This is a genomic window from Streptococcus sp. HMSC072C09 (assembly GCF_001813105.1).
GTDB lineage: Bacteria > Bacillota > Bacilli > Lactobacillales > Streptococcaceae > Streptococcus.
The window spans coordinates 249041-271236 of the sequence record NZ_KV811500.1 but is presented as its reverse complement, the minus strand read 5'-3'; the positions used below and the strand labels follow the sequence as shown (position 1 = coordinate 271236).

Annotated in this window: 19 protein-coding genes; 3 read left to right on the top strand and 16 right to left on the bottom strand. The window is 41.0% G+C overall.

Features of this window, described 5'->3' with window-relative positions:
* Window positions 1-118: 118 nt before the first annotated feature.
* The 5 genes from HMPREF2893_RS05760 to HMPREF2893_RS05740 all read right to left on the bottom strand — a co-directional run bounded on the left by HMPREF2893_RS05760 (window position 119) and on the right by HMPREF2893_RS05740 (window position 6619).
* On the bottom strand, window positions 119-1045 hold the full coding sequence (locus HMPREF2893_RS05760) for an ATP-binding cassette domain-containing protein (protein WP_003010296.1): 927 nt from the start codon (window positions 1043-1045) through the stop codon (window positions 119-121).
* A 10-nt stretch (window positions 1046-1055) separates the two neighbouring features.
* Window positions 1056-2123 carry an ABC transporter ATP-binding protein gene (locus HMPREF2893_RS05755; RefSeq protein ID WP_003010293.1) on the bottom strand — a complete coding sequence of 356 codons (1068 nt, stop codon included), beginning with the start codon at window positions 2121-2123 and terminating at the stop codon, window positions 1056-1058.
* An 11-nt stretch (window positions 2124-2134) separates the two neighbouring features.
* Window positions 2135-3061, bottom strand: a complete 927-nt coding sequence (gene oppC / locus HMPREF2893_RS05750; protein ID WP_003010290.1) for an oligopeptide ABC transporter permease OppC — start codon at window positions 3059-3061, stop codon at window positions 2135-2137.
* Window positions 3061-4560, bottom strand: a complete 1500-nt coding sequence (locus tag HMPREF2893_RS05745) for an ABC transporter permease (protein ID WP_003010287.1) — start codon at window positions 4558-4560, stop codon at window positions 3061-3063. Before HMPREF2893_RS05745 ends, oppC begins: the two co-directional genes overlap by 1 nt.
* 73 nt (window positions 4561-4633) lie before the next feature.
* On the bottom strand, window positions 4634-6619 hold the full coding sequence (locus HMPREF2893_RS05740; protein ID WP_070674945.1) for a peptide ABC transporter substrate-binding protein: 1986 nt from the start codon (window positions 6617-6619) through the stop codon (window positions 4634-4636).
* A 205-nt stretch (window positions 6620-6824) separates the two neighbouring features.
* On the opposite strand from HMPREF2893_RS05740, the gene HMPREF2893_RS05735 reads away from it, so the two are divergent.
* Window positions 6825-8066 (top strand): serine hydrolase, encoded by a 1242-nt coding sequence (locus HMPREF2893_RS05735; protein ID WP_070674942.1) that lies wholly within the window; start codon window positions 6825-6827, stop codon window positions 8064-8066.
* 58 nt (window positions 8067-8124) lie between these two features.
* Here HMPREF2893_RS05735 and sufB read toward each other — a convergent pair whose 3' ends face one another.
* The 9 genes from sufB to HMPREF2893_RS05690 all read right to left on the bottom strand — a co-directional run bounded on the left by sufB (window position 8125) and on the right by HMPREF2893_RS05690 (window position 18340).
* Window positions 8125-9537, bottom strand: a complete 1413-nt coding sequence (gene sufB / locus HMPREF2893_RS05730) for a Fe-S cluster assembly protein SufB (protein WP_070674939.1) — start codon at window positions 9535-9537, stop codon at window positions 8125-8127.
* Window positions 9538-9569: 32 nt separating this feature from the next.
* Window positions 9570-10004, bottom strand: a complete 435-nt coding sequence (gene sufU, locus HMPREF2893_RS05725; RefSeq protein WP_003010276.1) for a Fe-S cluster assembly sulfur transfer protein SufU — start codon at window positions 10002-10004, stop codon at window positions 9570-9572.
* Window positions 9991-11217: a cysteine desulfurase gene (locus HMPREF2893_RS05720; protein WP_070674936.1), complete on the bottom strand. Its 1227-nt coding sequence runs from the start codon at window positions 11215-11217 to the stop codon at window positions 9991-9993. Before HMPREF2893_RS05720 ends, sufU begins: the two co-directional genes overlap by 14 nt.
* A 9-nt stretch (window positions 11218-11226) precedes the next feature.
* The gene (sufD, locus tag HMPREF2893_RS05715) at window positions 11227-12489 is read right to left on the bottom strand and encodes a Fe-S cluster assembly protein SufD (protein WP_070595573.1); all 1263 of its coding nucleotides are present in this window, start codon (window positions 12487-12489) and stop codon (window positions 11227-11229) included.
* A gap of 66 nt (window positions 12490-12555) precedes the next feature.
* Entirely contained in the window at window positions 12556-13326 is a 771-nt protein-coding gene (sufC, locus tag HMPREF2893_RS05710; protein WP_070674933.1) for a Fe-S cluster assembly ATPase SufC, read from the bottom strand.
* 134 nt (window positions 13327-13460) lie between these two features.
* The gene (locus tag HMPREF2893_RS05705; protein WP_049485793.1) at window positions 13461-14618 is read right to left on the bottom strand and encodes a glycosyltransferase family 4 protein; all 1158 of its coding nucleotides are present in this window, start codon (window positions 14616-14618) and stop codon (window positions 13461-13463) included.
* Window positions 14615-15352, bottom strand: coding sequence for an adaptor protein MecA (mecA, locus tag HMPREF2893_RS05700; RefSeq protein ID WP_003013950.1), 738 nt, complete (start codon window positions 15350-15352; stop codon window positions 14615-14617). Before mecA ends, HMPREF2893_RS05705 begins: the two co-directional genes overlap by 4 nt.
* 135 nt (window positions 15353-15487) lie before the next feature.
* On the bottom strand, window positions 15488-16324 hold the full coding sequence (locus tag HMPREF2893_RS05695; protein ID WP_070674930.1) for an undecaprenyl-diphosphate phosphatase: 837 nt from the start codon (window positions 16322-16324) through the stop codon (window positions 15488-15490).
* A 108-nt stretch (window positions 16325-16432) separates the two neighbouring features.
* Window positions 16433-18340 (bottom strand): DUF2207 domain-containing protein, encoded by a 1908-nt coding sequence (locus tag HMPREF2893_RS05690; protein ID WP_070674927.1) that lies wholly within the window; start codon window positions 18338-18340, stop codon window positions 16433-16435.
* Window positions 18341-18457: 117 nt separating this feature from the next.
* Here HMPREF2893_RS05690 and HMPREF2893_RS05685 point away from each other — a divergent pair, with 117 nt between their 5' ends.
* A complete protein-coding gene (locus HMPREF2893_RS05685; RefSeq protein ID WP_070674924.1) occupies window positions 18458-20032 on the top strand; it encodes an ABC transporter substrate-binding protein/permease in 1575 nt (524 codons plus the stop codon).
* The gene (locus HMPREF2893_RS05680) at window positions 20032-20772 is read left to right on the top strand and encodes an amino acid ABC transporter ATP-binding protein (protein WP_049498720.1); all 741 of its coding nucleotides are present in this window, start codon (window positions 20032-20034) and stop codon (window positions 20770-20772) included. Before HMPREF2893_RS05685 ends, HMPREF2893_RS05680 begins: the two co-directional genes overlap by 1 nt.
* Window positions 20773-20891: 119 nt before the next feature.
* Here HMPREF2893_RS05680 and HMPREF2893_RS05675 read toward each other — a convergent pair whose 3' ends face one another.
* Both HMPREF2893_RS05675 and HMPREF2893_RS05670 read right to left on the bottom strand, forming a co-directional pair.
* On the bottom strand, window positions 20892-21107 hold the full coding sequence (locus tag HMPREF2893_RS05675) for a capsule biosynthesis transcriptional regulator (RefSeq protein WP_003004771.1): 216 nt from the start codon (window positions 21105-21107) through the stop codon (window positions 20892-20894).
* A gap of 108 nt (window positions 21108-21215) precedes the next feature.
* Entirely contained in the window at window positions 21216-22109 is an 894-nt protein-coding gene (locus tag HMPREF2893_RS05670) for an SPFH domain-containing protein (protein ID WP_003010253.1), read from the bottom strand.
* Window positions 22110-22196 lie beyond the last annotated feature (87 nt).

Sequence of the window (22196 nt, the reverse complement as noted above, 5' to 3'; positions counted from 1 at the left end):
CTCGCGCGACAACTATATTAGTATATCATGACCTACCCTTACTGTCAACACTTTTTCTCAAAAAATTTTATTTTTTTGAAAGTTTTTTTGAAATAAAAAAATAGAGAGGGAATCCTCTCTATTTATATTCTTGTCTGTATTTGTTTTCTTCAGCTTTGTTAGCCCATACATAATGACCTGGTTTAATTTCAACCATTTGTGGTTTATCTTCAGAGTAATCATGTTGTTCTGGATCGTAGATTTTTAGAACTTTTTTACGTTCTAGAATTGGATCTGGAATTGGAACCGCTGAAAGTAGGGATTGTGTGTATGGATGGATTGGGTGGTTAAATAGCTCTTCAGTTTCTGCTACTTCTACAATAACCCCTTTATAGATAACTGCAATACGGTCAGAAATGAAGCGCACAACTGATAAGTCATGGGCGATAAAGAGGTAGGTCAAGCCTAATTCTCTTTGGAATTTTTTCAAAAGGTTCAAGACCTGCGCACGTACTGAAACGTCAAGGGCTGAGATTGGTTCATCCGCAATGACAAATTCTGGTTCCATGACAAGTGCACGGGCAATACCGATCCGTTGACGTTGACCACCTGAGAATTCGTGAGGATAACGTGTCAAATGTTCTGCTAGAAGCCCAACTTCATGCATAATATTTTTTACTTTTTCCTGACGTTCTTCTTCGCTGTTAAACAAATGGTGGTTGATCAAACCTTCAGAGATAATATAATCAACTGTTGCACGTTCATTCAAACTTGCTGCTGGGTCTTGGAAGATCATTTGAATTTTACGGATCAACTCTGATTTTTCACTATGAGAGTTTTTTCCGTTGATCTTGCGACCGTCATAAATAATTTCTCCAGCACTTGTATCATTCAGACCGATGATGGCACGTCCAATTGTTGTCTTCCCACTTCCTGATTCACCAACAAGAGAGAAAGTTTCTCCCTTATTAATGAAGAAGTTGGCGTTCTTTACAGCAACGAATTTTTTACTTCCTTCACCGAAGGAAATTTCTAAATCTTTAATTTCAACTAATTTTTCAGTCATTTCCTTCCTCCTATTCTGTAATGTGAGTAAAGCCCATTTTTGAGCCAATCTTTTCGTGAAGGTTTTCGATTACTTCTGGTTTATGAACTGTCGGTGCATCTGGATGGAGCAACCATGTCTTAGCCCAGTGAGTATCGGTTACTTTGAAAGCAGGTGCCTCTTCTTCAAAATCAATCTGCATCGCATAGTCTGAACGAAGTGCGAAAGCATCTCCTTTAATCGGAGCATACAATGAAGGCGGAGTTCCTGGAATAGAGTAAAGATCACCATCTGAGGTTGACAATTGAGGCAAGCTTGAAAGCAAGCTCCATGTGTATGGATGTTTTGGATCGTAGAAAATTTCTTCTACTTTACCAAACTCAACAATTTCTCCAGCATACATAACGGCTACTTTATCTGCAATACTTGCAACCACACCTAAGTCGTGGGTGATAAAGATAACTGTAAATTGGTATTCTTTTTGAAGGGATTTCAACAAATCAATGATTTGCGCTTGAATGGTTACGTCAAGGGCTGTTGTTGGTTCGTCACAGATTAAGATATCTGGACGGCAGGCCAAGGCGATGGCAATAACGATCCGTTGACGCATCCCACCTGAATATTGGAATGGATACTCATCAAAACGACGTTCCGCATCTGGAATTCCAACTTTCTCCATATAGTCCAAAGCCATTTCTTTGGCTTCTTTAGCTGTTTTCCCTTGGTGTTTGATAATGACTTCTGTAATTTGTGAACCAATTGTGTTGATTGGGTCCAAACTTGTCATTGGGTCTTGGAAAATTGTAGCGATCTTAGATCCACGAATATTTTCCCAATCTTTATTCGATTTCAAATCTGTCAATTCTTGACCACGGTATTTAATCGAACCTTGGGCAATACGGCCGTTATCTTCTAACATTCCGGTGAACGTTTTTGTCAAAACTGATTTCCCTGAACCTGACTCACCAACTAAGGCAAGAACTTCACCTTCTTCTAGCTCAAGCGATACGCCACGAATAGCTGTCAATACGCGATCGCGCACGTCAAATTCCACTACGATATCTTGAGCAGATAAAATAATATTGTTATTTGATGTCATATCTACTCCTCCTATCTATGTGTACGTGGGTCGCTGGCATCGGCCAAGTTTTGTCCGACGATAAAGAATGACAAGGATACTAAAATCAAAACAGTAAGCGGAATCCAGAATAGGTAGGCATTTGTAGTTACGTTTTGAGAATAGTCAGAAATCAAGCGTCCCAAACTTGGAACTGTGATTGGAAGACCAAGTCCGAAGAAGGAAAGGAAAGCTTCGTAAGAAATAAAGCTTGGAAGTAACTGTGATGTTTGTGTCACGATAACAGATACCAATTGAGGCAAAATATTTTTCGTAACAATTTTCAAAGTTGGTGTTCCTAATGTTCGGCTGGCCAAGTTGTACTCCAAATCACGGTAACGCATGATTTGGACACGAATGGTATAGGCAATTCCGATCCATCCAGTTAAGGACATGGCAAGAATCAAGTTCCAGAAACCAGATCCCATTGAGTAAGTCAAGACGATAACGATCAACATAAACGGAATGTTTGAAATAACGTTATAAACTTCCATCATGATACGGTCGATGGATTTTGAGATCCCCCAAATTCCACCAACGATAACTCCGACAACCACGTTAATAACAGTGGCGATGAAGGAAATGATAATTGAATTCCGAGCACCAAACCAAACTCCATCAAAGAGGGATTTACCGTTATTATCTGTACCAAAGAAAGCTTTGGCACTTGGTGGATTCAAACGTGCTGAAAAGTCATTTACCTTACTTACGTCGTTGTAATCAAAATTTGAAAACATAGGATAGACAAAACTCATCAAGAGAATCCCAATCAAAATAGCAAGCATAATGATAGTGGTTCTTTTTTTCAAGAATTGTCTGAATACAGATTTCCAGTATGAATACGCTGGAGCATCGATTACTTCAGAGGCAAAGTCATCACGTTTTACAAACTGAAATTTATTTTTATCGATTGTAGCCATTATTTGCCTCCTTTCGTATTCGTTAATTTAATCCGTGGATCAAGCACTGTCATCAAGATATCACCTAACATGGCAGCAAAGATACCAAGTGATGTGAAGATGAAGACAAGTCCGATGACCATGGTGTTGTTTGATGCTTTAATAGAGTCAATCAACATTTTACCCATACCTGGGAAAGCGAAGACTGTTTCAGTCAACGTCGCACCTGAGATAACTCCAATGATAGCCCCTGGAATTCCAGAAACTAGTGGAACCATCGCATTTTTGAAGATGTGTTTTCTTGAGATCTCACGTTCTGACAATCCTTTTGAACGAGCAAAACGGACGAAATCCTGAGAGTGAATATCGATCATATAACGACGAATCCAAACGGCGATAAATGGCGCACTCAATAAACCAAGAATCAGAGACGGCAATACATATGAACGCCAGTCCTGTGCTCCAAGTACTGGGAATGAGTCTGGAAGTCCAAAGAATGAACCTGCTAGACGCACGATATAGACAAGGGCAATGGTTGGGAGAGACATCATAAATGTCAAAGCCGCAGTAGAGATGCTATCAAACCATGAGTCCTTGAACAGAGCCATGTAAGATCCTAATGGGATCGCAATCAAGTAAGCAATCGCAATACCAATCAAACCAATGATTGAAGAAGATGCAATCATGGATGGATTCTCATAGTTGCTCAACGTTGCTGTATAGGCATCCCCTTTACCAAATCGACTGATATCTTGTGAGTCTGCCTTACTTGGTGATTTGTAGGTACGTGAGTAGATATCGATGGAAGATGTCTTTTTACCTGTTGGGAAGTTCACTTCACTCTTCTTAGTCGTTCCTTGTCCTTGGGTAATAACTTGAAGAACAGGGGTATTTGAATAAGTTGGATATGAATTTCCAAGGTTTAAGGTTACAAAGTTTTGGTGCACATATGGGAATTGACCATTAAAGTACAAGAGGTATTTGTGTTTCGTACCAGAACCTACAACTGACCAACCAATAGATGGATCATTTTCAATACGGATATAGCGTTTGAGATTTGGATTTGAGGCATCTTTCACCCAACCTGGATGATCAAACTGAATCAAATTCGCATAGAAGCTGATGACACGTTCAAAAACCGGAATTTCACGCACCGCATAGAAAGACTTACTTTCCGGGAAACGTTTCAACTGCCAACCATGACCTAATTTTTCAATATATTTTTTGTAGATCTTTTCATTAGCAGTTGTCGCATCAACCGTTACGGAAGAATCTTCTTTACTTGCTTTTTGTTGCAAGCTCTTTGAATCCATGTATTCCAAATAACCCATGCGATCGTAGACAGTATTTTCGTAGTTGATCTTCGAATCTTTTGTCTTCGCTACTTTATTGTAGTTGGGGTCATTTTTAAAGATGAGATTTCTCGGTGTTAGCGTATAGATAATCATGTAGGTTAATGTCGTGACGAGAAAGATCGACACTAACGAACGCAAAATACGCATAAAAACATATTTTTTCATATTTCATTCCTTTAATGTCCAAAAGAACTTTCTCCCCTAGAAGAGAAAGTTCTAATGAAAAGCAATAATTTAATTATTTAACGTGTTTTTCAAGATCTTGTTGAGCTTTTTTGTTTGACTCAGCTTTTTCTTTTTGCCATTTCTTAAGAGCTTCATCGTATTGTTTCTTAGTAACAGGTTCATCTTGAACTTCTACATATTTGAAGTATGCTGAACCTTTGTTACCAGCTTGAGCTGAAGCACCAGAGAATGGTACCACTTTAGAGATAACAGTTGCTGCGCCTGATGATGACATTGTAGGTACTACAATCGCGCTATCTGTCAACCAAGCTTGAGCTGCTGCATATTTTTCATAACGTTTCACAACATCTTGTGTTTCGTTGTTTGCATCGTCAAGAAGTTTTGCAAACTCATCCAAACCGACAGCTTTAGCTGATGGGTTATCTACACCACCTGCAAAACCAAGGTAAACTTTTGTTTGATCTTCTGAAGATGGTTGAAGCGTATCAAGGTAAGTTGATGGATCTTGATAGTCTGGGTTCCAACCGACCATACCTTGAAGATCCCAATCTGCATCTGCAGCTGATGGAACATTCAATGTGATGTTCAACACTTCGTCTTGGTCCATCATTTGAAGGTCAACAACTACGTTGTCTTTACCAAGAGTTTCTTCTACCGTTTGTTTCAATGATTGCATACGTGTAACTATACTTGTTGCATTTTGAATAACAGGAATGTCAATATGAATTGGGAATTGAACGCCGTCTTTTTGAAGTTCAGCTTTGGCTTTTTCAAGTTGTGCTTTCGCTTTATCTTTGTTGTAAAGACCATCTTGACCATCTGCAAGGTTGATACCCTTCCATTGGTCTCCATAAGTAGTCAACTTATCTGCAACTACATTTCCGAAGTCTTTTCCATCTACTTGTACGAATGCAGGTGCAACATATGTATTACGGATAGCTGGTTTAGCAAATTCTTTACCATTGACTTGTGCTGAGTAGTTTTCACGGTTCAAGGCAAAAGTGATGGCTTGACGGAAATCTTTGTTCAAGATTGCTTTCTTAGTAGAAGATTTTTCAGCATCTGATTTCTTTGCAGTGTGTTTGTAAGATTGACGATCGATGTTGAAACCAAGGATTGCTACACCTGAACCAGCTGGTGTGTTATAGATATTGTCCTTGTATTTTTTCTCTACTGTTGCAAAGTTTGAGCTTGATGGGAAAAGACGAGCAGCTGTATAAGCTCCATCAGAGAAACCACGTGCCAATGAATCTTGGTCTGATCCATCGTAATAAGTAAGTTTTACTTCCTTGACGTGAACGTTTTTCTTATCCCAGTAGTTGTCATTCTTTTCAAATACAACAGATGATTTTGATGTAATAGATTTAAGAAGGAAAGGTCCGTTTGCAAGTACTGATTTCACATCGTTTGGTTGACCAAAATCATCTCCCTTACTCTTCAAGAAATCTGTGCTAATTGGGAACAAGATTCCGTTTGTTGTTTTAGAGTTCCAGAAGGTTTCAGGTTTGTTCAATGTATATTGAAGTGTGTAATCATCAACCGCTTTGACACCAACTTGGCTGAAGTCTGTAGTTTTTCCTTGCACATAATCATCCAAGCCTTTGATTGAGCCTTGAACTAGTGGAAGTTCTTCTGATTTTTTATCAGCAGCGTGTTTCAAACCAGTCACGAAGTCTTTGGCAGTCACTTCACCGCGTTCTTCACCATCTGCATCGTACCATTTAACACCCTTACGAATCTTGTAGGTATAAGTCAAACCGTCTTTTGAAACAGACCAATCTTCCGCAAGTGATGGCACAAGATTTCCATACTTGTCATTTTCCATCAAACCGTCTACGATGTTTGTAGTGAGATCTTGAGTGGCAGATTTAGAAGACACAGTATAGTCCAAAGTTGTTGGGTCAGTAGTGTAGACATAACCATAGTTTTTGTCTTCGCCTGAGCTTGCTTTGCTAGTATTTGAACTAGAACATGCAGCTAACAATCCAGCTGCAAGGAGTGTTACTCCGGCAACTGCGAATACTTTACCTTTTTTCATAGGAATTCTCCAATAGTTTTTTTAGATTTGTTTAAGATTATATCACAAGTAGAAAAAAAAGTAAACTAAATTTTCTGAATATTCGTTTTATCACTATTCAAAAACCTTGCTATGACTGACTTTTTAGCCTAATTGATGATTTTACAATTTTCCATTAATCATTTGTATGATACAATATAGAGGACTAAGCAACGAGGAAACAACTGTGAAAAAATTCTTTCTTTCTTTTTTAACCTTCATCCTGCTGTTATGCAGTTTACCTTATCAAGTCGTTCTGGCAGATGAGCTAGAACTTCCTGCTCAAAGTGCTATTGCTGTTGAAGCTGATACAGGTAAAATTTTATATGAAAAGGATTCAGAGAAAAAGCGAGATGTGGGGGGTCTATCTACACTCTTGACCACTTATCTGATTTTCGAAGCTATTCATGAAAAAAAACTTTCTCTAAAAGATCCTATCAAATTGTCTGAGAAAGCTCTGGCTTTAAATGATATCGAAGGTGCTGGTACTCTTCCTATGGAAGCGAACCAATATACGGTTGAACAGTTATTGACTGCTCTTTTAGTTGGAAATTCTAGTACTGCTGCCTTGGCCTTAGCTGAGAAAGTGGGGGGCTCCGAAAAAAGCTTCGTTGAAAAAATGAAGCAAAAACTTTCTGAATGGGGCATTCAATCTCCTCATTTAATTAATGCTACCGGATTAAATACTCAAACCATTAGCGGAGATCCTGACGGGAAAGGAGACGAAAATCAATTGAGTGCTTATGATATTGCTGTCATTGCCAAGCACTTACTCCAGGATTTTCCTGAAGTGACCAAATATACTTCAAAACCCACTGCTCTTTTTTCAAACACGCAGATTGAAAACCCCAACCTGATGCTAGAAGGCATGCCGAATTACCGTTCGGGAGTCGACGGCCTTCGGGTCAGCAACTCTACCAAAGGTGGTATCACATTTGCTGCTTCAACGACGCAAAATGGCATCCACATGATCACGGTTGTCCTAGGAGTGGAGGCAGTTGACGGTGATCCATATGCACGTTTTGTGGCTACTTCTTCTCTGATGAACTACGTGGTACGGACCTTTGTTTCTTCCATTGTCGTAAAAGAAGGAGATCCCTACGGAAAAAGTAAGGCAACTATCATGGATGGGAAGTCAGAGACTGTTTTAGCTGTTGCAAAAAAAGACTTCTATATCGTCGAAAAACAAGGTAGTCAAGCAGAACCAAAAATTCAATTCAAGAGTGACCAAGAATCATTCCGAGCACCTGTCAAATCAGGCACAAATCTTGGAAAAATACACTACACTGATCCAGATAAAATCGGACGTGGCTACTTAGAAGATCAAGAGCCAACGGTCGATATGGTAGCAGGAAGAACCATTGAGAAAAGCTTCTTCTTAAAGGTTTGGTGGAATGAATTCGTTCGTTATGTCAACGAAAAGCTATAAGCAAAAAAATCACAATGGAGTCAAATCCATTGTGATTTTATTTTGCTATTAAAACGAATTATCCTACAGATCCTTCCATTTCGTAGCTAATGAGTCGGTTTAACTCAACGGCGTATTCCATTGGAAGTTCTTTTGTAAAGGGCTCTACAAATCCCATGACAATCATTTCTGTCGCTTCTGATTCAGACAAACCACGACTCATCAAATAATACAGTTGTTCTTCTGAGATTTTTGAAACCTTAGCTTCGTGCTCCAAAGCAACTTGTGAGTTGTGGATTTCATTAAATGGAATGGTATCTGATGCAGATAAATCATCCATGATAATGGTGTCACACTCAATGTGAGAAACTGATTTCTTGGAATTTTTGTTAAAGGTAACTTGTCCACGGTAGTCTACCTTTCCGCCACCTTTCGCGATGGATTTCGACACGATAGACGAGCTAGTGTGAGGGGCATTGTGGATCATCTTGGCACCTGTATCTTGGTGTTGACCTGCATTCGCAAAGGCAATGGACAACATGGTCCCACGCGCTCCTTCTCCATCCAGATAAACAGATGGATACTTCATGGTTGTCTTGGCTCCTAAGTTCCCATCGATCCACTCAACTGTGGCATCTTTTTGAGCTTTGGCCCGCTTGGTGACCAAGTTGTAGACATTGTCTGACCAGTTTTGGATGGTCGTGTAACGCATATAAGCACCATCTAAGGCAAAGATCTCAACAATCGCGGCATGGAGGCTATTGCTTGAATAGGTCGGTGCTGTACAGCCTTCTACATAGTGAACACTTGCTCCCTCATCCACGATAATCAAGGTACGCTCAAACTGACCTGTATTTTCATTGTTGATACGGAAGTAAGTTTGAAGGGGAACGTCTACTTTTACGCCTTTTGGCACATAAATGAAGGTTCCACCAGACCAGACTGCTGAGTTGAGGGCAGCCAATTTGTTATCCGTTGGTGGTACCAACTTCGCAAAATACTGTTTGAAAAGATCTGGATATTCTTTTAGGGCAGAATCCGTATCGGTAAAGATAATCCCCAACTTTTCAAACTCTTCTTTCATATTGTGGTAAACCACTTCTGATTCATACTGAGCAGAAGCCCCTGCTAAGTAAGCACGTTCTGCTTCAGGAATCCCAATACGCTCAAAGGTTTCCTTGATTTTCTCTGGAACTTCGTCCCATGAACGGGCAGGTTTATCCGAAGGTTTTTGATAATAGATCAAATCATCAAAGTCAATCTCTGATAGATCGGCTCCCCAGGTTTGCATGGGCATCTTTTGGAAGGTTTCAAAAGATTTCAAACGGAATTCGAGCATCCATTCTGGTTCATTTTTTGCTGCAGACAATTCACGAATAACCGCTTCATTCAATCCCTTCCCGGTAGAGAGAATGGGTTGAACGTCATCGTGAAATCCAAATTTATATTCACCGAGATCAATTGGTTTCGGTTCGACTCTTTCTTCAGCCATAATTTCCTTTCTTTCTCTGTTTCTTCTTTTAATTATTTGCTACGTTCGATCGCTTTTTTGAGAGCATTCCAGGAGAGGGTTGCACATTTAATCCGTTGTGGGAATTTTGAGACTCCAGATAAGAAGGCTGCATCTCCCAACTCCTCTTGCCGAGGATCTGACTGGCCTTGGACCATTTCTGAAAAGACCTGTGCCAATTCTTCAACTTCCTCTTTTGTTTTTCCCATTACAGCATCTGTCATCATACTAGCTGAAGCTGTTGAGATCGTACAGCCTGAATTAACAAAGGCAATATCTTCCACCCTGTCATTCTCATCAAATTTCACACTTAACTGGATCACATCTCCACAAGTTGGATTGTTGAGTTGGATCTGATCAACATCTTCAATCTGCCCTTGGTGATGGGGGTGTTTTGAATGGTCAGCTACGACCGCCATGTACAGCGAATCTAATTTAGAAAGTGCCATTGAAAAACTCCTTTGCTTTGATCAATGCCTCAATTAATTTATCACAGTCCGCTTTGGTGTTGTAGATATAAAAACTTGCTCTCGTTGTCGCTGGGACTTGTAGGTATTGAAGGAGCGGTTGTGCACAGTGGTGACCTGCACGAACGGCAACCCCTTCATAATCTAGTGCTGTTGCTAAGTCATGCGGATGGAGATCCCCTAGATTAAAAGAAATGACGCCAGAACGTTGGGCTAAGTCTTGGGAACCATAGATAGTCAAGCCTTCGATAGCCTGTAATTTTGGAAACACATAGGCAATCAGTTCTTGCTCATGCGCTTCTACCTGGTCCATACCCAGCTCTTCTAAGTAATCGATTGCTGCACCAAGACCAATTGCGCCCGCCATATTAGGTGTTCCAGCTTCAAATTTCCAAGGCAATTCCTTCCAAGATGCAGATTGTTCGTAAACAAAGTCAATCATCTCGCCCCCAAACTCGATCGGAGACATTTGCTCTAAGATTTCTTCCTTCCCATAGAGGACACCAATCCCTGTTGGTGCAGCCATCTTGTGGCCAGAAAAAGCAAAGAAATCCGCATCTAAGTCTTGTACATCAATGGCCATATGAGGGGTTGATTGAGCCCCATCTACGACCATGATCGCTCCAACTTCATGAGCTAATCGAGCAATTTCCTTGATCGGATTGACCACCCCTAAGACATTCGAAGCATGGGTGATGGAGACAAATTTTGTCTTCTCACTAAGCTTGCTCTTTAAGTCCTGCATATCCAGTAAGCCATCTTTTAGATAGACATAGACCAGTTTTGCTCCTGTCTTCTTGCAGGCTTGCTGCCAAGGAATGATGTTGGAGTGATGTTCCATGATGGAAATCAGGACTTCATCCCCTTCCTTTAAGACTTCTTCTGCATAGCGGGCTACCCAGTTGAGTCCAGTCGTTGTCCCTCTTGTAAAGAGCACCTCCTTGGTTGATGAAGCGTTGATAAATTTTCTGACTTTCTCACGCGCCGCCTCATAAGCAGCTGTCGCTCGTTCAGCCAAGGTATGGACTCCACGGTGGACATTGGCGTTATCTTGCAAATAATAGTGATTAACTGCTTCAAGAACACGTTTAGGTTTTTGCGTCGTCGCTGCATTATCTAGATAAACCAAAGGCTCATCGTGGACTAGTTGATCGAGAATGGGAAAATCTTGAGCAATCGTATTTTTATCTAGCATTGTTTCTCCTTAGCGTTGAGATAACTTTTCTTCGATGGTAGCAATCATTTCATCACGTACTTCTTTAACTGGGATTTCAACAATAACAGATCCCAAGAAACCACGCACCACTAAGCGTTCTGCTGTGTGTTGATCCAGACCACGACTCATGAGGTAATACATATCTTCTGGGTCCACTTGACCGATCGATGCAGCATGGCCTGCTGTGACGTCATTTTCATCAATCAAGAGGATTGGGTTGGCATCTGAACGTGCTTGATCCGATAACATCAAGACACGGCTTTCTTGCTGGGCATCTGCTCCTTTAGCCCCCTTGATAATATGACCAATTCCGTTGAAGGTCAAGGTTCCTTTTTCAAGAATAACCCCGTGTTGCAAGATATTTCCGATCGAGTTGCAACCAAAGTTGGTCACGCGGGTGTCAATTCCTTGTACCTGACGACCGCTTGATAAGGCAACGACTTTCAAATCTGCATGACTTCCGTTTCCAACCAAGTCACTGTCAAAATCTGCAACCACGTTACCTTCGTTCATAACACCGATAGCCCAATCAATGCTGGCATCCTGACCTAGTTTTCCACGTCGACTGATGTAGGCTGTGACATTTTCACCCAGGCGGTCAATCGCCGCAAATTTCACTTGGGCACCTGAGCGGGCGATCACCTCAACCGTCACATTAGCAGTTGCTGTTGCTGAGCCATTACCTTTTGATTCTAGGCGTTCCAAATAGCTGAACTTACTGTTTTTGCCTGCGATAATCAAAATGTGCTTATTAAAAGGTACATCACTGTCGCTATCCTGGTAGAAAATGCCTTCGATTGGTTCTGCAATTTCGATATTGTCTGGAACATAAAGGACAGCCCCACTATTAAAATAAGCTGTGTGGTATGCTGCTAGTTTGTCATCATCGTATTTAACCGAAGACATGAAGTAATCTTCTACCACCTGCGGAATTTCTTCTAGGGCAGTATGGAAATCTGTGAAAAGGACTCCTTGGTCTGCCAAGGCTTGTGGCACCTGTTCAAATACAGTTTGAGTTCCAACTTGGACCAATTTTAAGTTTGAATCGAGGGCTGTAAAATCAGGAACATTGGCAGAAGCCTCACTTTCTGTGATCGTCCCATCCCCAAGATTCCAGCGGTGGAATTTGACGCGTTCAATGGCTGGCAATTCCAACTGATCGATCTTGTCAAAAGCTTTTTTTCGTAAATCTTGCAGCCAGCTTGGCTCAGCATGCAGTTCCGAAAAGAGGGTAATATTTTCAATACTCATTTTTTTCTCCTAATAAAGATACTATCTGTTTGATTTTATGACAACATTAGATCACTTGTCATCAGGTTATAGTTCTTCTTTATAGTCGTAACCGAGTTCTTCTGCGAGTTGGGCATAGCCTTCACGTTCCAAGCGGGCAGCCAATTCTGGTCCACCTGAAAGCACAACACGACCTTCCATCATCACATGAACGACGTCAGGAGTAATATAGTTCAACAAACGTTGGTAGTGGGTGATGATCATCGCTCCAAAACCTTCACCCCGCATTGCATTAACCCCTTTAGATACGACCTTAAGAGCATCGATATCCAAACCAGAGTCAATTTCATCCAAAAGGGCAAATGTTGGCTCCAACATCAACAATTGAAGGATTTCATTGCGTTTTTTCTCACCACCTGAGAAGCCTTCGTTCAAATAGCGTTCTGCCATTTCTTCTTTCATGTTGAGCAGTTCCATCTTTTCATCCAATTTTTTGATGAAATCACGAATAGAGATCTTCTCGTCCTCTTCTTTACCAGCATTCATGGCTGCACGTAAAAATTCTGCATTGGTAATCCCTGGGATTTCTGAAGGGTATTGCATAGCAAGGAACAAGCCCATCCGTGCACGTTTGTCTACTTCCAATTCCAAGATGTTGACACCATCAAAGAGAATCTCCCCTTTGGTTACTTCATAATTTGGGTTTCCCATAATGGCAGCTGACAGAGTAGATTTCCCTGTTCCGTTTGGTCCCATGATAGCTGCGATCTCACCAGTTTTTAGGGTCAGGTTTACACCTTTTAAAATTTCTTTGCCTTCAATTTCAACGTGAAGGTCTTTAATTTCTAATGTCGACATTGCATTCCCTTTCTTTTTACTTTGAAGTCTAGAAGGTTCTCAAAGCATCGATTCCTTCATCACAAAGTATTTTTTTACCTTTCAAGTATATCAAAAAAAAGCCTAAATGGCTTTTCTTTTGATTAGAACTATTCTTATTTAGTTTTTTCTTTTCGTTTTTGACGAACTTCCTCCCGGTAGGAAGAATTCCCTATATAGCGCAGAACATTTAACAAAGGACTATGATGTGGCCCTAAAACCCCAATCAATTCTGCTAACAACTCTACTCCAAACAAGAGCCCGATCACAAGTAGGACACCCCCAATGCGACTCGAGATGTTGAGCAAGAGAGAAATCAAGGAGAAAATCATCGAAATCCCATAGATCACAAGTACAGTTCCCCGATGTGTCAAGCCCAGAGAAAGAAGTCGGTGGTGCAAGTGATTGCGATCCGGTTTATAAAATTTTTGACCAGATAGGGTCCGACGGATAATGGCTAAAAAGGTATCTGTAATCGGTACTCCGAGGATAATCATTGGTGTGACTACCGCAACAGCTGTCGCATTTTTCAAACCTTGCAAGGACAAGACAGAAATCATAAATCCGATAAACAAGGCACCGGTGTCTCCCAAATAGAGAATGGCCGGATGGTAGTTAAAGGGAAAGAAACCTGCAATGGACGCAACCAAGACAAAGATCGTCATGGTCAGAAAGAGATTGGGTACTGGTAGAAAGAAATAGGACACAATCCCCATTGTCACTAGGGAAATAATAGAGACCCCACTCACCAAGCCATCTAATCCATCAATCAGATTGACTGCATTGGTAATGGCAACAATCCAAATCACTGTCAAAAGATACGATAGCCATGGTTCAAAATGAAGTAAGGGACCACCGAACGGAATCTTGAAATCATTCAGCCGAAAATCTGTCAAAAACCAGACCAGACTCGCTGCCAGCAGGATACCGATCATCTTTTTCTTGGCTGACAACTCTTTTACATCATCGATCAAGCCTGTAAGAGCGATAATCCATCCCGCTCCTACGACCGGCAAGGTATAGGATAGGTAACTTTTGATTGGTGCGGTGGTGGATGTCAGCATAGGAATAAACACGAGAGTCGCAATTGAAAAAGCAATCACGATAGCCAGTCCACCCGCGCTTGGCATGGGCTTGGTATTGATCCGACGCGCATTCGGATAATCTACGGCATCAATCTTAAAGGAGAACAAGCGAACCAAGGGCGTCAATACCAAGGCAATCATAAAAGTCCCAATCAGCACCAGAACAAATTGCAAGGAAAAGGACATCATAAGCTAGCAACTTTCTTCAAATTCTCAATCGCACCAGACACCATTAGTAAGTGACCATGTTCCTGCAGAACGGCCCGTGTCACTTCTGAATCATCCGCATACTCCCGAATGATGGCAAGTAACCAGGTTGGATATTGATTTGGTTGATCCTCTGTATCGATCAAGACAGTTAAATAATAATCAGATCCCATTTTGTATAATTCAGAGGTATCCACTGGAAAGCTTACCGTTTTTGAAAAGGCAACTGCTTGCTGGATATTTGAAAAACGCAAAATGTAATAAATATACTGACTTACTGGCGCTTCAGGTGTCGGATCTTGTTCTTGATTGTCCCGCAACTCTTCTTGTTCCAAATGGTGAATGGCTTCTGCATCCCCTTTTGTCTTATCAGAGATTGTTTTTTCCAAGGTTTTGATAAATTCATCTGGCGTCATGCGCGACAACTCTTCCATATCAGGAAGATCTGACAAATCCTCAAAATCCAATTGTTGGTCAATTTTTGATTTGGTAACAAAAACATCCAATTTGTCTGGTTTTGGTGTCACACGAAAACTCAGCATCCCGCTATCCAGGAAGCTTTCTGGCATTTCGAGCTCATCCAAAATGGCGTAGAAAAATTCTTCTGTTTTTTCTTGTGGGACAAGGAAATCAGCAATTTCCATCCCACGTTCTTCTAAGTCTTCTAGTTGGATCGTGATCTTAATTGTTGAATCACTAATTTGCTTCATCTTCATAGCATAACCTCATACTTCTAGTCTTACTATTATACTAAAAAATTGGATAGAATTCAAAAAAAGGATGCATCGAAAAGAGGTCGGGACAAAAGTCTCCAACCTCAGAAAACAATTTGATCAAGTTCAACCGTTCTCTTAGAAAATAATACGGAAGAGTCCATACAATAGCAAGATGGAACCAAGAACAATCCGGTATTTCCCAAAGACGGTGAAATCATGATTTTTCACATAATCTGTCAAGAAGCGGATGGCATACATGCTGACCACAAAGGCCACTCCCATCGCTACCAGTAGAATAAAGAGTTGCCCCAATGCTAGTGAATGTCCGCTAAGAGCGAATTTCCCAACCTTTAAGAGGCTAGCCCCAAACATGGCTGGGATCCCCAAATAAAAGGTAAATTCTGTCACCACCGGGCGGCTAACACCATTGATCAAGCCACCTACAATAGTAGCACCTGAACGGCTTGTTCCTGGAAATAGCGATAAAACTTGGAAGAGTCCGATATAAAGAGCTGTTCGATAAGGTAGCTTATGCAATTCCGTTACTGCTGGCTCAACTTGTTCTCGTCTTTCCAGATAGATAAAGGCAATCCCGTAAGTGATCAACATAATCGCAACGGAAATCGAATTGTGGAAATGCGCCTCAAACCAATCATCCAATTTAAAAACAAAGACAAGAGGGAGGGTTGCAACCGCAACTTTTGCCCATAATTGCCAGGTCCGACGTACTTCTAGTGGAGATTTACCAGGTTTGAAGGGATACAATTTATCGAAATATATCACCACAACCGCTAGGATTGCACCCAATTGGATCACGACATTGAACATCTCCATAAAGGCCGGATCTTGATTTTTAAACTGCACAAAATCCTGTAACAGAATCAAGTGACCTGTACTTGAGATCGGTAACCATTCTGTAATCCCCTCGACAATCCCAAAAAGAACCGCCTTGATTAATTCGATCAGAAACATCTTTTTCTCCTAAACTTACATTTGCTCTATTATATCATAAATCTATGGACTGGACCAGGCCTTCTAAACTAGAAGGGAAAGAGCTACCAAGACCATTCTTAGTGCTACTTAGAAGGCACCAAAGCCTCCTCCGCCTCCTCCGCCAGAGAAACCTCCTCCACTACCAGAGGAAACTGTGAAATGACTAGCTGTCGATGCTGTCGATCCATAAGTAGACATGGCATGACTTGAGTGGGTCACATCATGATAGAACGGGGTGTAAACGAAGGCGTTTAAGGCTTGATTTTCTAAATGAATATTCCGAAGCTTCATGACCTTTGTGACCTGATCAGCTACACCATACAAGGCCGCATAGACCAATAAGCGATTCCATAGGACCAGAGACTGCAACTCTGCATCGTTGAGGTGGGCAATCTCTTTCAACATCCGACCAAAACTATCCCAGTAATAGCGTTGCTCAGCACCCGCAAGATTGACAACACCATCTCGTAGGCAGGCTTTAAAGACACCATTGAAGCGCACTGGCATAAACCAAAGTATGAGGATCCCTATCAAACAAGGAACAGAGAACCAACCCATCCCAAAGATGGCAAAGATTTCTGCTCCAAGGGCGATAAACCAAGCAGCCCAACCAAAGAAGAGACTTCGTCTAGCTTGCGCTTCTTCTTTTGCTTCTAAAGGGCGATAGTAGCTTGGCAAATGGAGATCTTCCACCTTGCGATGAACATCTCGGGCCACTTGGTTGACAGCCGTATCAAAGTGGCCTTGAGCCCAACTTCCTAGTGAACGAATGGCATCTTGATCTGCTTTTTTGGCATGTTTGTATACATCATCACTAAATTTATAATTCTCAAAGAGACGGTTAACAGGACAGGAAACTTGATCCCCAAAAGCCATATTCATAAAGGAACGTTCAAAATCATCTACATGCCCATGAGACTTTCTGGTCAAAACGACTTCATTTCCTTGTTGCTCGTAGACAATCACTCCACGATCCATCAAATCCAGCAATGTAGCTTGAAGCATTTTTTCAAATGTAAACACCGGCGGAGTTGCCTTCTCTTTATTGGTAGGGGAGGCCTCGTCTAATTCAGCTGAATAAACAACCGAGCTCATGACAAGAGGTGCAATATCCTGTGGAATTTCATAAAGACGAGTATCAGTCGGATAAGTCACACCAGGCCAAATCATTTTTTTGAACCGTTTGCGACCCAAGAGAGAAAGAAGCCAGAGTGCAATCAATAAGGCTGGTAAGATCCAGTTCCAAAACATGCGTGTCCAGTATTTTTCCTGTTCAATTTTAGCTTGGTTCTTGTGAAATTCATCCAATTTGGTCAATCCTGTATTTCGACCAGAATCATACAAGGTAGTTAGGTCTGACTTCAACCAGTAACCATACAACTCCACAGCTTTTCCTTTGCCTAGGTTATAGAAAGTGGCAGAATAGATTCCATCTTCTTTCTTTACAGTCACATCCGGTCCCATAAAGGCTGTATGGATATACAGTTCCGATTGGGCATTTGCGGGCGCAAACTTAGGAATAACACGAAATTGAACCTCGTCCACCTTCTGATCCCCATCTGTGATCGGTTTCCAGTTCAACTCCAAGATATCCTTGTGTGAATAGAGGAGATTTTTTAATTTCCATGTAACTTTAATTTTGACTGTATCTGTCGCTACACCACTGTTATAAATTTTCACTCGGTAGCCATCACCTAGATTCGTAATCTCGGGTTCTCTTTGAAGCTCACGACCTTCCACCTCAACCTTTGGCGGTATCTCAATTGCAAAGCCTTGTGGCATGTTCCCCGCAGTTCCTAGGCTAACATACTGCCCTCTATAAGAATCTTTGAAATAATAAACCAGTTCTTCCTCATAGGTGGCGTCGTCCCAGGTGTCCAAGGTCAAGGTTCCACCATAGTAAAGTACATCATAAGATGGACTAGATGCATGGACATTCTGACTGACAAAAAGGCAGGCCAGAAAGGCGAAAAAAACATACAAATACTTTTTCATTTGATCACGCTCCTTTGTATTATTATAACATTTTTTAAATAAAAAGAGGAGTATGTTTGAAATGTAGCCTATTTTACTGTACAATAGGAGAAGTTAAAATAAGGAAGAGGAGAAAAAATGAAAAAAACAATCATTGGAGTCTTTGTCGGAATAGTAACTTTTCTGTTAATTTTTCTGGCGATCACTCACCCTGTAAAAGAAGAGGGTTATCTGCGCATTGGTATGGAGGCCGCCTATGCACCTTTTAACTGGACTCAAAAAGACGATTCAAATGGGGCTGTTAAGATTGATGGTACGAATCAATATGCCAATGGATATGATGTTCAAATCGCCAAAAAGGTAGCAGAGAAACTTGGAAAAAAACCACTAATTGTCAAAACATCTTGGAATGGACTAATCCCAGCTTTATCATCTGGAAAAATTGATATGATCATTGCAGGGATGAGCCCTACCGCAGAACGAAAAAAAGAAATAGCTTTCTCTAACAGCTACTATACCAGTGAGCCAGTTATGCTCGTTCGCAAAGATGGAAACTATGCAAATGCTACTACCTTAGATGACTTTAAAGATGCAAAGGTCACCTCTCAACAAGGTGTCTACCTATATAATCTTATTTCACAACTAAAAGGTTCTAAAAAAGTAACTGCTATGGGCGACTTTGCCCAAATGCGCCAAGCTTTAGAATCTGGTGTCATCGATGCCTATGTTTCAGAACGTCCCGAAGCATTGACAGCTGAATCTGCCAATTCAAATTTTAAAATGATTCAATTCAAAAATGGTTTTAAAGTTGGCGAAGAAGATGCCGCGATCGCTATCGGTATGAAAAAAGGTGATAGCCGGATTGACAAAGTCAATGCTGCTTTAGCAAACATTTCCACTAAAGAACAGGTCAAACTAATGGACGACATGGTGACAAAACAACCTGTTTCAACAGATATTACTGAGAGTAAAGAATCGTTCTTTGACCAAGTTGTAAACATCTTAAAAGAAAGTAGTCCACAGTTCTTACGTGGAACCGGAATGACCCTCTTGATTTCTATGACTGGGACAATTGCCGGTTTGATTATTGGGTTATTGATTGGAGTTTACCGGACAGCTCCAAAGGCAAAAAATAAAGTCCTTGCTGGATTCCAAACTGCCTTTGGTTGGTTCTTGAATGTGTATATTGAAATCTTCCGTGGGACACCTATGATTGTACAATCCATGGTTATTTACTACGGAACAGCTCAAGCCTTTGGGATTTCAATCGACCGGACCCTCGCTGCCATTGTCATCGTATCCATCAACACAGGTGCCTACATGAGTGAAATTGTTCGTGGTGGGATTTATGCTGTTGACAAAGGGCAATTTGAAGCAGCTACGGCACTGGGAATGACCCATGGACAAACCATGCGTAAGGTTGTCCTTCCACAGGTTGTTCGCAATATTTTGCCAGCGACAGGGAATGAATTCGTCATTAATATTAAAGATACCTCTGTCTTGAACGTTATCTCTGTAGTTGAACTGTACTTTACAGGAAATACGGTTGCTACACAGAACTTCAAATACTTCCCAACCTTTACGATCATCGCTGTGATATACTTCGTTCTCACCTTTACCATCACACGAATTCTTCGCTACATCGAACGTCGCTTAGATTCTGATACTTATACTACAGGTGCCAATCAAATGCAAGTCAATGAGGTGAAATAATGTCAGAAAAAATTCTTGAAATTCAACATTTAAAAAAATCTTATGGTCAAAATGAGGTTTTGAAAGATATTTCGCTTACGGTTGAAAAAGGAGAGGTGATCTCCATCATCGGGAGCTCTGGTAGCGGAAAATCAACCTTCCTTCGCTCCATCAATCTTCTAGAGACTCCTACTGCTGGAGAGATTCTCTATCGTGGACAAAATGTTCTTGATCCTGAGTATGATCTTACCCACTACCGAGAGAAATTAGGGATGGTTTTCCAAAGCTTTAATCTCTTCGAAAATTTAAACGTCTTGGAAAATACGATCGTTGCACAAACAACCGTCCTCAAGCGTGATCGTGAGACTGCAGAGAAAGTTGCCAAAGAAAACCTTGAAAAAGTCGGTATGGGATCTCAATATTGGGCTGCCCGTCCGAAACAACTTTCAGGTGGTCAAAAGCAACGGGTCGCCATCGCACGCGCCCTCTCTATGGATCCTGATGCCATTCTCTTCGATGAACCAACTTCTGCCCTAGACCCAGAAATGGTTGGGGAAGTCTTGAAAATCATGCAGGACCTCGCTAAAGAAGGACTCACCATGATTGTCGTCACCCACGAAATGGAATTTGCCCGCGATGTCTCTAGCCGGGTCATCTTCATGGACAAGGGTGTCATCGCTGAGCAAGGAGATCCAAAAGAAATCTTTAGCAATCCAAAAGAAGAACGGACCAAGGAATTCCTTCAACGCTTCTTACATTAATCTCTTGAAACAGTTTGCTTACCAGTATGGAAGCAAGCTGTTTTTTGTACCGCTTCTGCTTTTGAGGCATAGAAAAAAACCAGAGAGCACACTCTCTGGTTTTCAATTGGAACAACAAATTAATCTTCGAATTTTTGATGATTTTTGTCATAAAAATCAATCAATCCAAGTGCAGTTTCAAACGAGATATTCTTTACTTTTGCACGTCCTTGAGCCAAGGCAATGATAGACATTTCACGGGCATTTGTTTCTTTGCTGATACGATACCCTGTAATTTTCTTATCGCGTACCCATCCAACAACTGATTCTACTTTTTCAAAGTTCGATTTAGCCATGGTCTTTCTCCTATATTATTATTTCCAATACTAATATAAATTTTTTTGCAAATTTTGTCAACTAAAATTGCTGAAAATACGAACCTTTTTTAAAAAATGATAAAAAGTTTACTTTGCTTTCAGGGCTGATAATATTTGTGTACGAATGTTTTCAACGCCATCAGGGTTTGCTGGTAGGAAAATCGTATTATTCCCTTCTTTATCTGCAAAATTATTTAAGGTATCTAAGTACTGGTTGGTTAGGAGAATAGACATGATTTGCTCTTCGGTCAAGTCTACATTCGCACCTTTTAACTCTTTAATAGAGTCTGCCAATCCATCGACAATGGCCTTCCGTTGCTCGGCAATACCAACCCCGTGCAAACGGTCTTTTTCCGCCTCAGCTTCGGCAGCAGTAACGATCTTGATCTTATCTGCTTCTGCCAACTCCTGAGCTGCCACGCGTTTTCTTTGCGCTGCATTGATCTCGTTCATGGATTGTTTCACTTCGGCATCTGGCTCAACTTTGGTGATCAAGGTTTTAACAATAATATATCCATAAGTTGACATTTCTTCTGCCACTTGTTTTTGAACTTCAAGAGCGATTTCATCTTTTTTCTCAAATAATTCATCCAAGGTCAACTTAGGCACAGAAGAACGAAGAGCATCTTCAATGTATGATTTAATCTGTGATTCTGGACGCATGAGTTTGTAGTAGGCATCCTTTACGTTGCTTTCGTTCACTCGGTATTGCGTCGCCACATTCATGGTAACGAACACGTTATCCTGAGTTTTTGTTTCAACCACGATCTCACTCTGCAAGACGCGCAATTGAACTCGTGCGGCAATTTTATCGATGCCAAAAGGCGCTCGCATATGAATGCCACTATCGCTAATTTTTTGATAACGTCCGAAACGCTCGATGATGGCAACTGATTGTTGCTTGACCACATATAGTGAGCTAATCACAATGAATCCTGCAACCATTAGCAAGAATAAAATAAAGATAAAAAATCCAGGCATAAAAAGTTCCTCCTTTTAATTTACGCATATCATATCACAAGTCTTCATAAAAAAGCAATATATTCCCTAAAAATATATTGCTTAAAT

Coding starts and splice junctions, on each gene's coding strand:
- HMPREF2893_RS05760 (WP_003010296.1), bottom strand. CDS start 1,045: ATGACTGAAAAATTAGTTGAAATTAAAGATTTAGAAATTTCCTTCGGT.
- HMPREF2893_RS05755 (WP_003010293.1), bottom strand. CDS start 2,123: ATGACATCAAATAACAATATTATTTTATCTGCTCAAGATATCGTAGTG.
- oppC (WP_003010290.1), bottom strand. CDS start 3,061: ATGGCTACAATCGATAAAAATAAATTTCAGTTTGTAAAACGTGATGAC.
- HMPREF2893_RS05745 (WP_003010287.1), bottom strand. CDS start 4,560: ATGAAAAAATATGTTTTTATGCGTATTTTGCGTTCGTTAGTGTCGATC.
- HMPREF2893_RS05740 (WP_070674945.1), bottom strand. CDS start 6,619: ATGAAAAAAGGTAAAGTATTCGCAGTTGCCGGAGTAACACTCCTTGCA.
- sufB (WP_070674939.1), bottom strand. CDS start 9,537: ATGGCTGAAGAAAGAGTCGAACCGAAACCAATTGATCTCGGTGAATAT.
- sufU (WP_003010276.1), bottom strand. CDS start 10,004: ATGGCACTTTCTAAATTAGATTCGCTGTACATGGCGGTCGTAGCTGAC.
- HMPREF2893_RS05720 (WP_070674936.1), bottom strand. CDS start 11,217: ATGCTAGATAAAAATACGATTGCTCAAGATTTTCCCATTCTCGATCAA.
- sufD (WP_070595573.1), bottom strand. CDS start 12,489: ATGAGTATTGAAAATATTACCCTCTTTTCGGAACTGCATGCTGAGCCA.
- sufC (WP_070674933.1), bottom strand. CDS start 13,326: ATGTCGACATTAGAAATTAAAGACCTTCACGTTGAAATTGAAGGCAAA.
- HMPREF2893_RS05705 (WP_049485793.1), bottom strand. CDS start 14,618: ATGATGTCCTTTTCCTTGCAATTTGTTCTGGTGCTGATTGGGACTTTT.
- mecA (WP_003013950.1), bottom strand. CDS start 15,352: ATGAAGATGAAGCAAATTAGTGATTCAACAATTAAGATCACGATCCAA.
- HMPREF2893_RS05695 (WP_070674930.1), bottom strand. CDS start 16,324: ATGTTTCTGATCGAATTAATCAAGGCGGTTCTTTTTGGGATTGTCGAG.
- HMPREF2893_RS05690 (WP_070674927.1), bottom strand. CDS start 18,340: ATGAAAAAGTATTTGTATGTTTTTTTCGCCTTTCTGGCCTGCCTTTTT.
- HMPREF2893_RS05685 (WP_070674924.1), top strand. CDS start 18,458: ATGAAAAAAACAATCATTGGAGTCTTTGTCGGAATAGTAACTTTTCTG.
- HMPREF2893_RS05680 (WP_049498720.1), top strand. CDS start 20,032: ATGTCAGAAAAAATTCTTGAAATTCAACATTTAAAAAAATCTTATGGT.
- HMPREF2893_RS05675 (WP_003004771.1), bottom strand. CDS start 21,107: ATGGCTAAATCGAACTTTGAAAAAGTAGAATCAGTTGTTGGATGGGTA.
- HMPREF2893_RS05670 (WP_003010253.1), bottom strand. CDS start 22,109: ATGCCTGGATTTTTTATCTTTATTTTATTCTTGCTAATGGTTGCAGGA.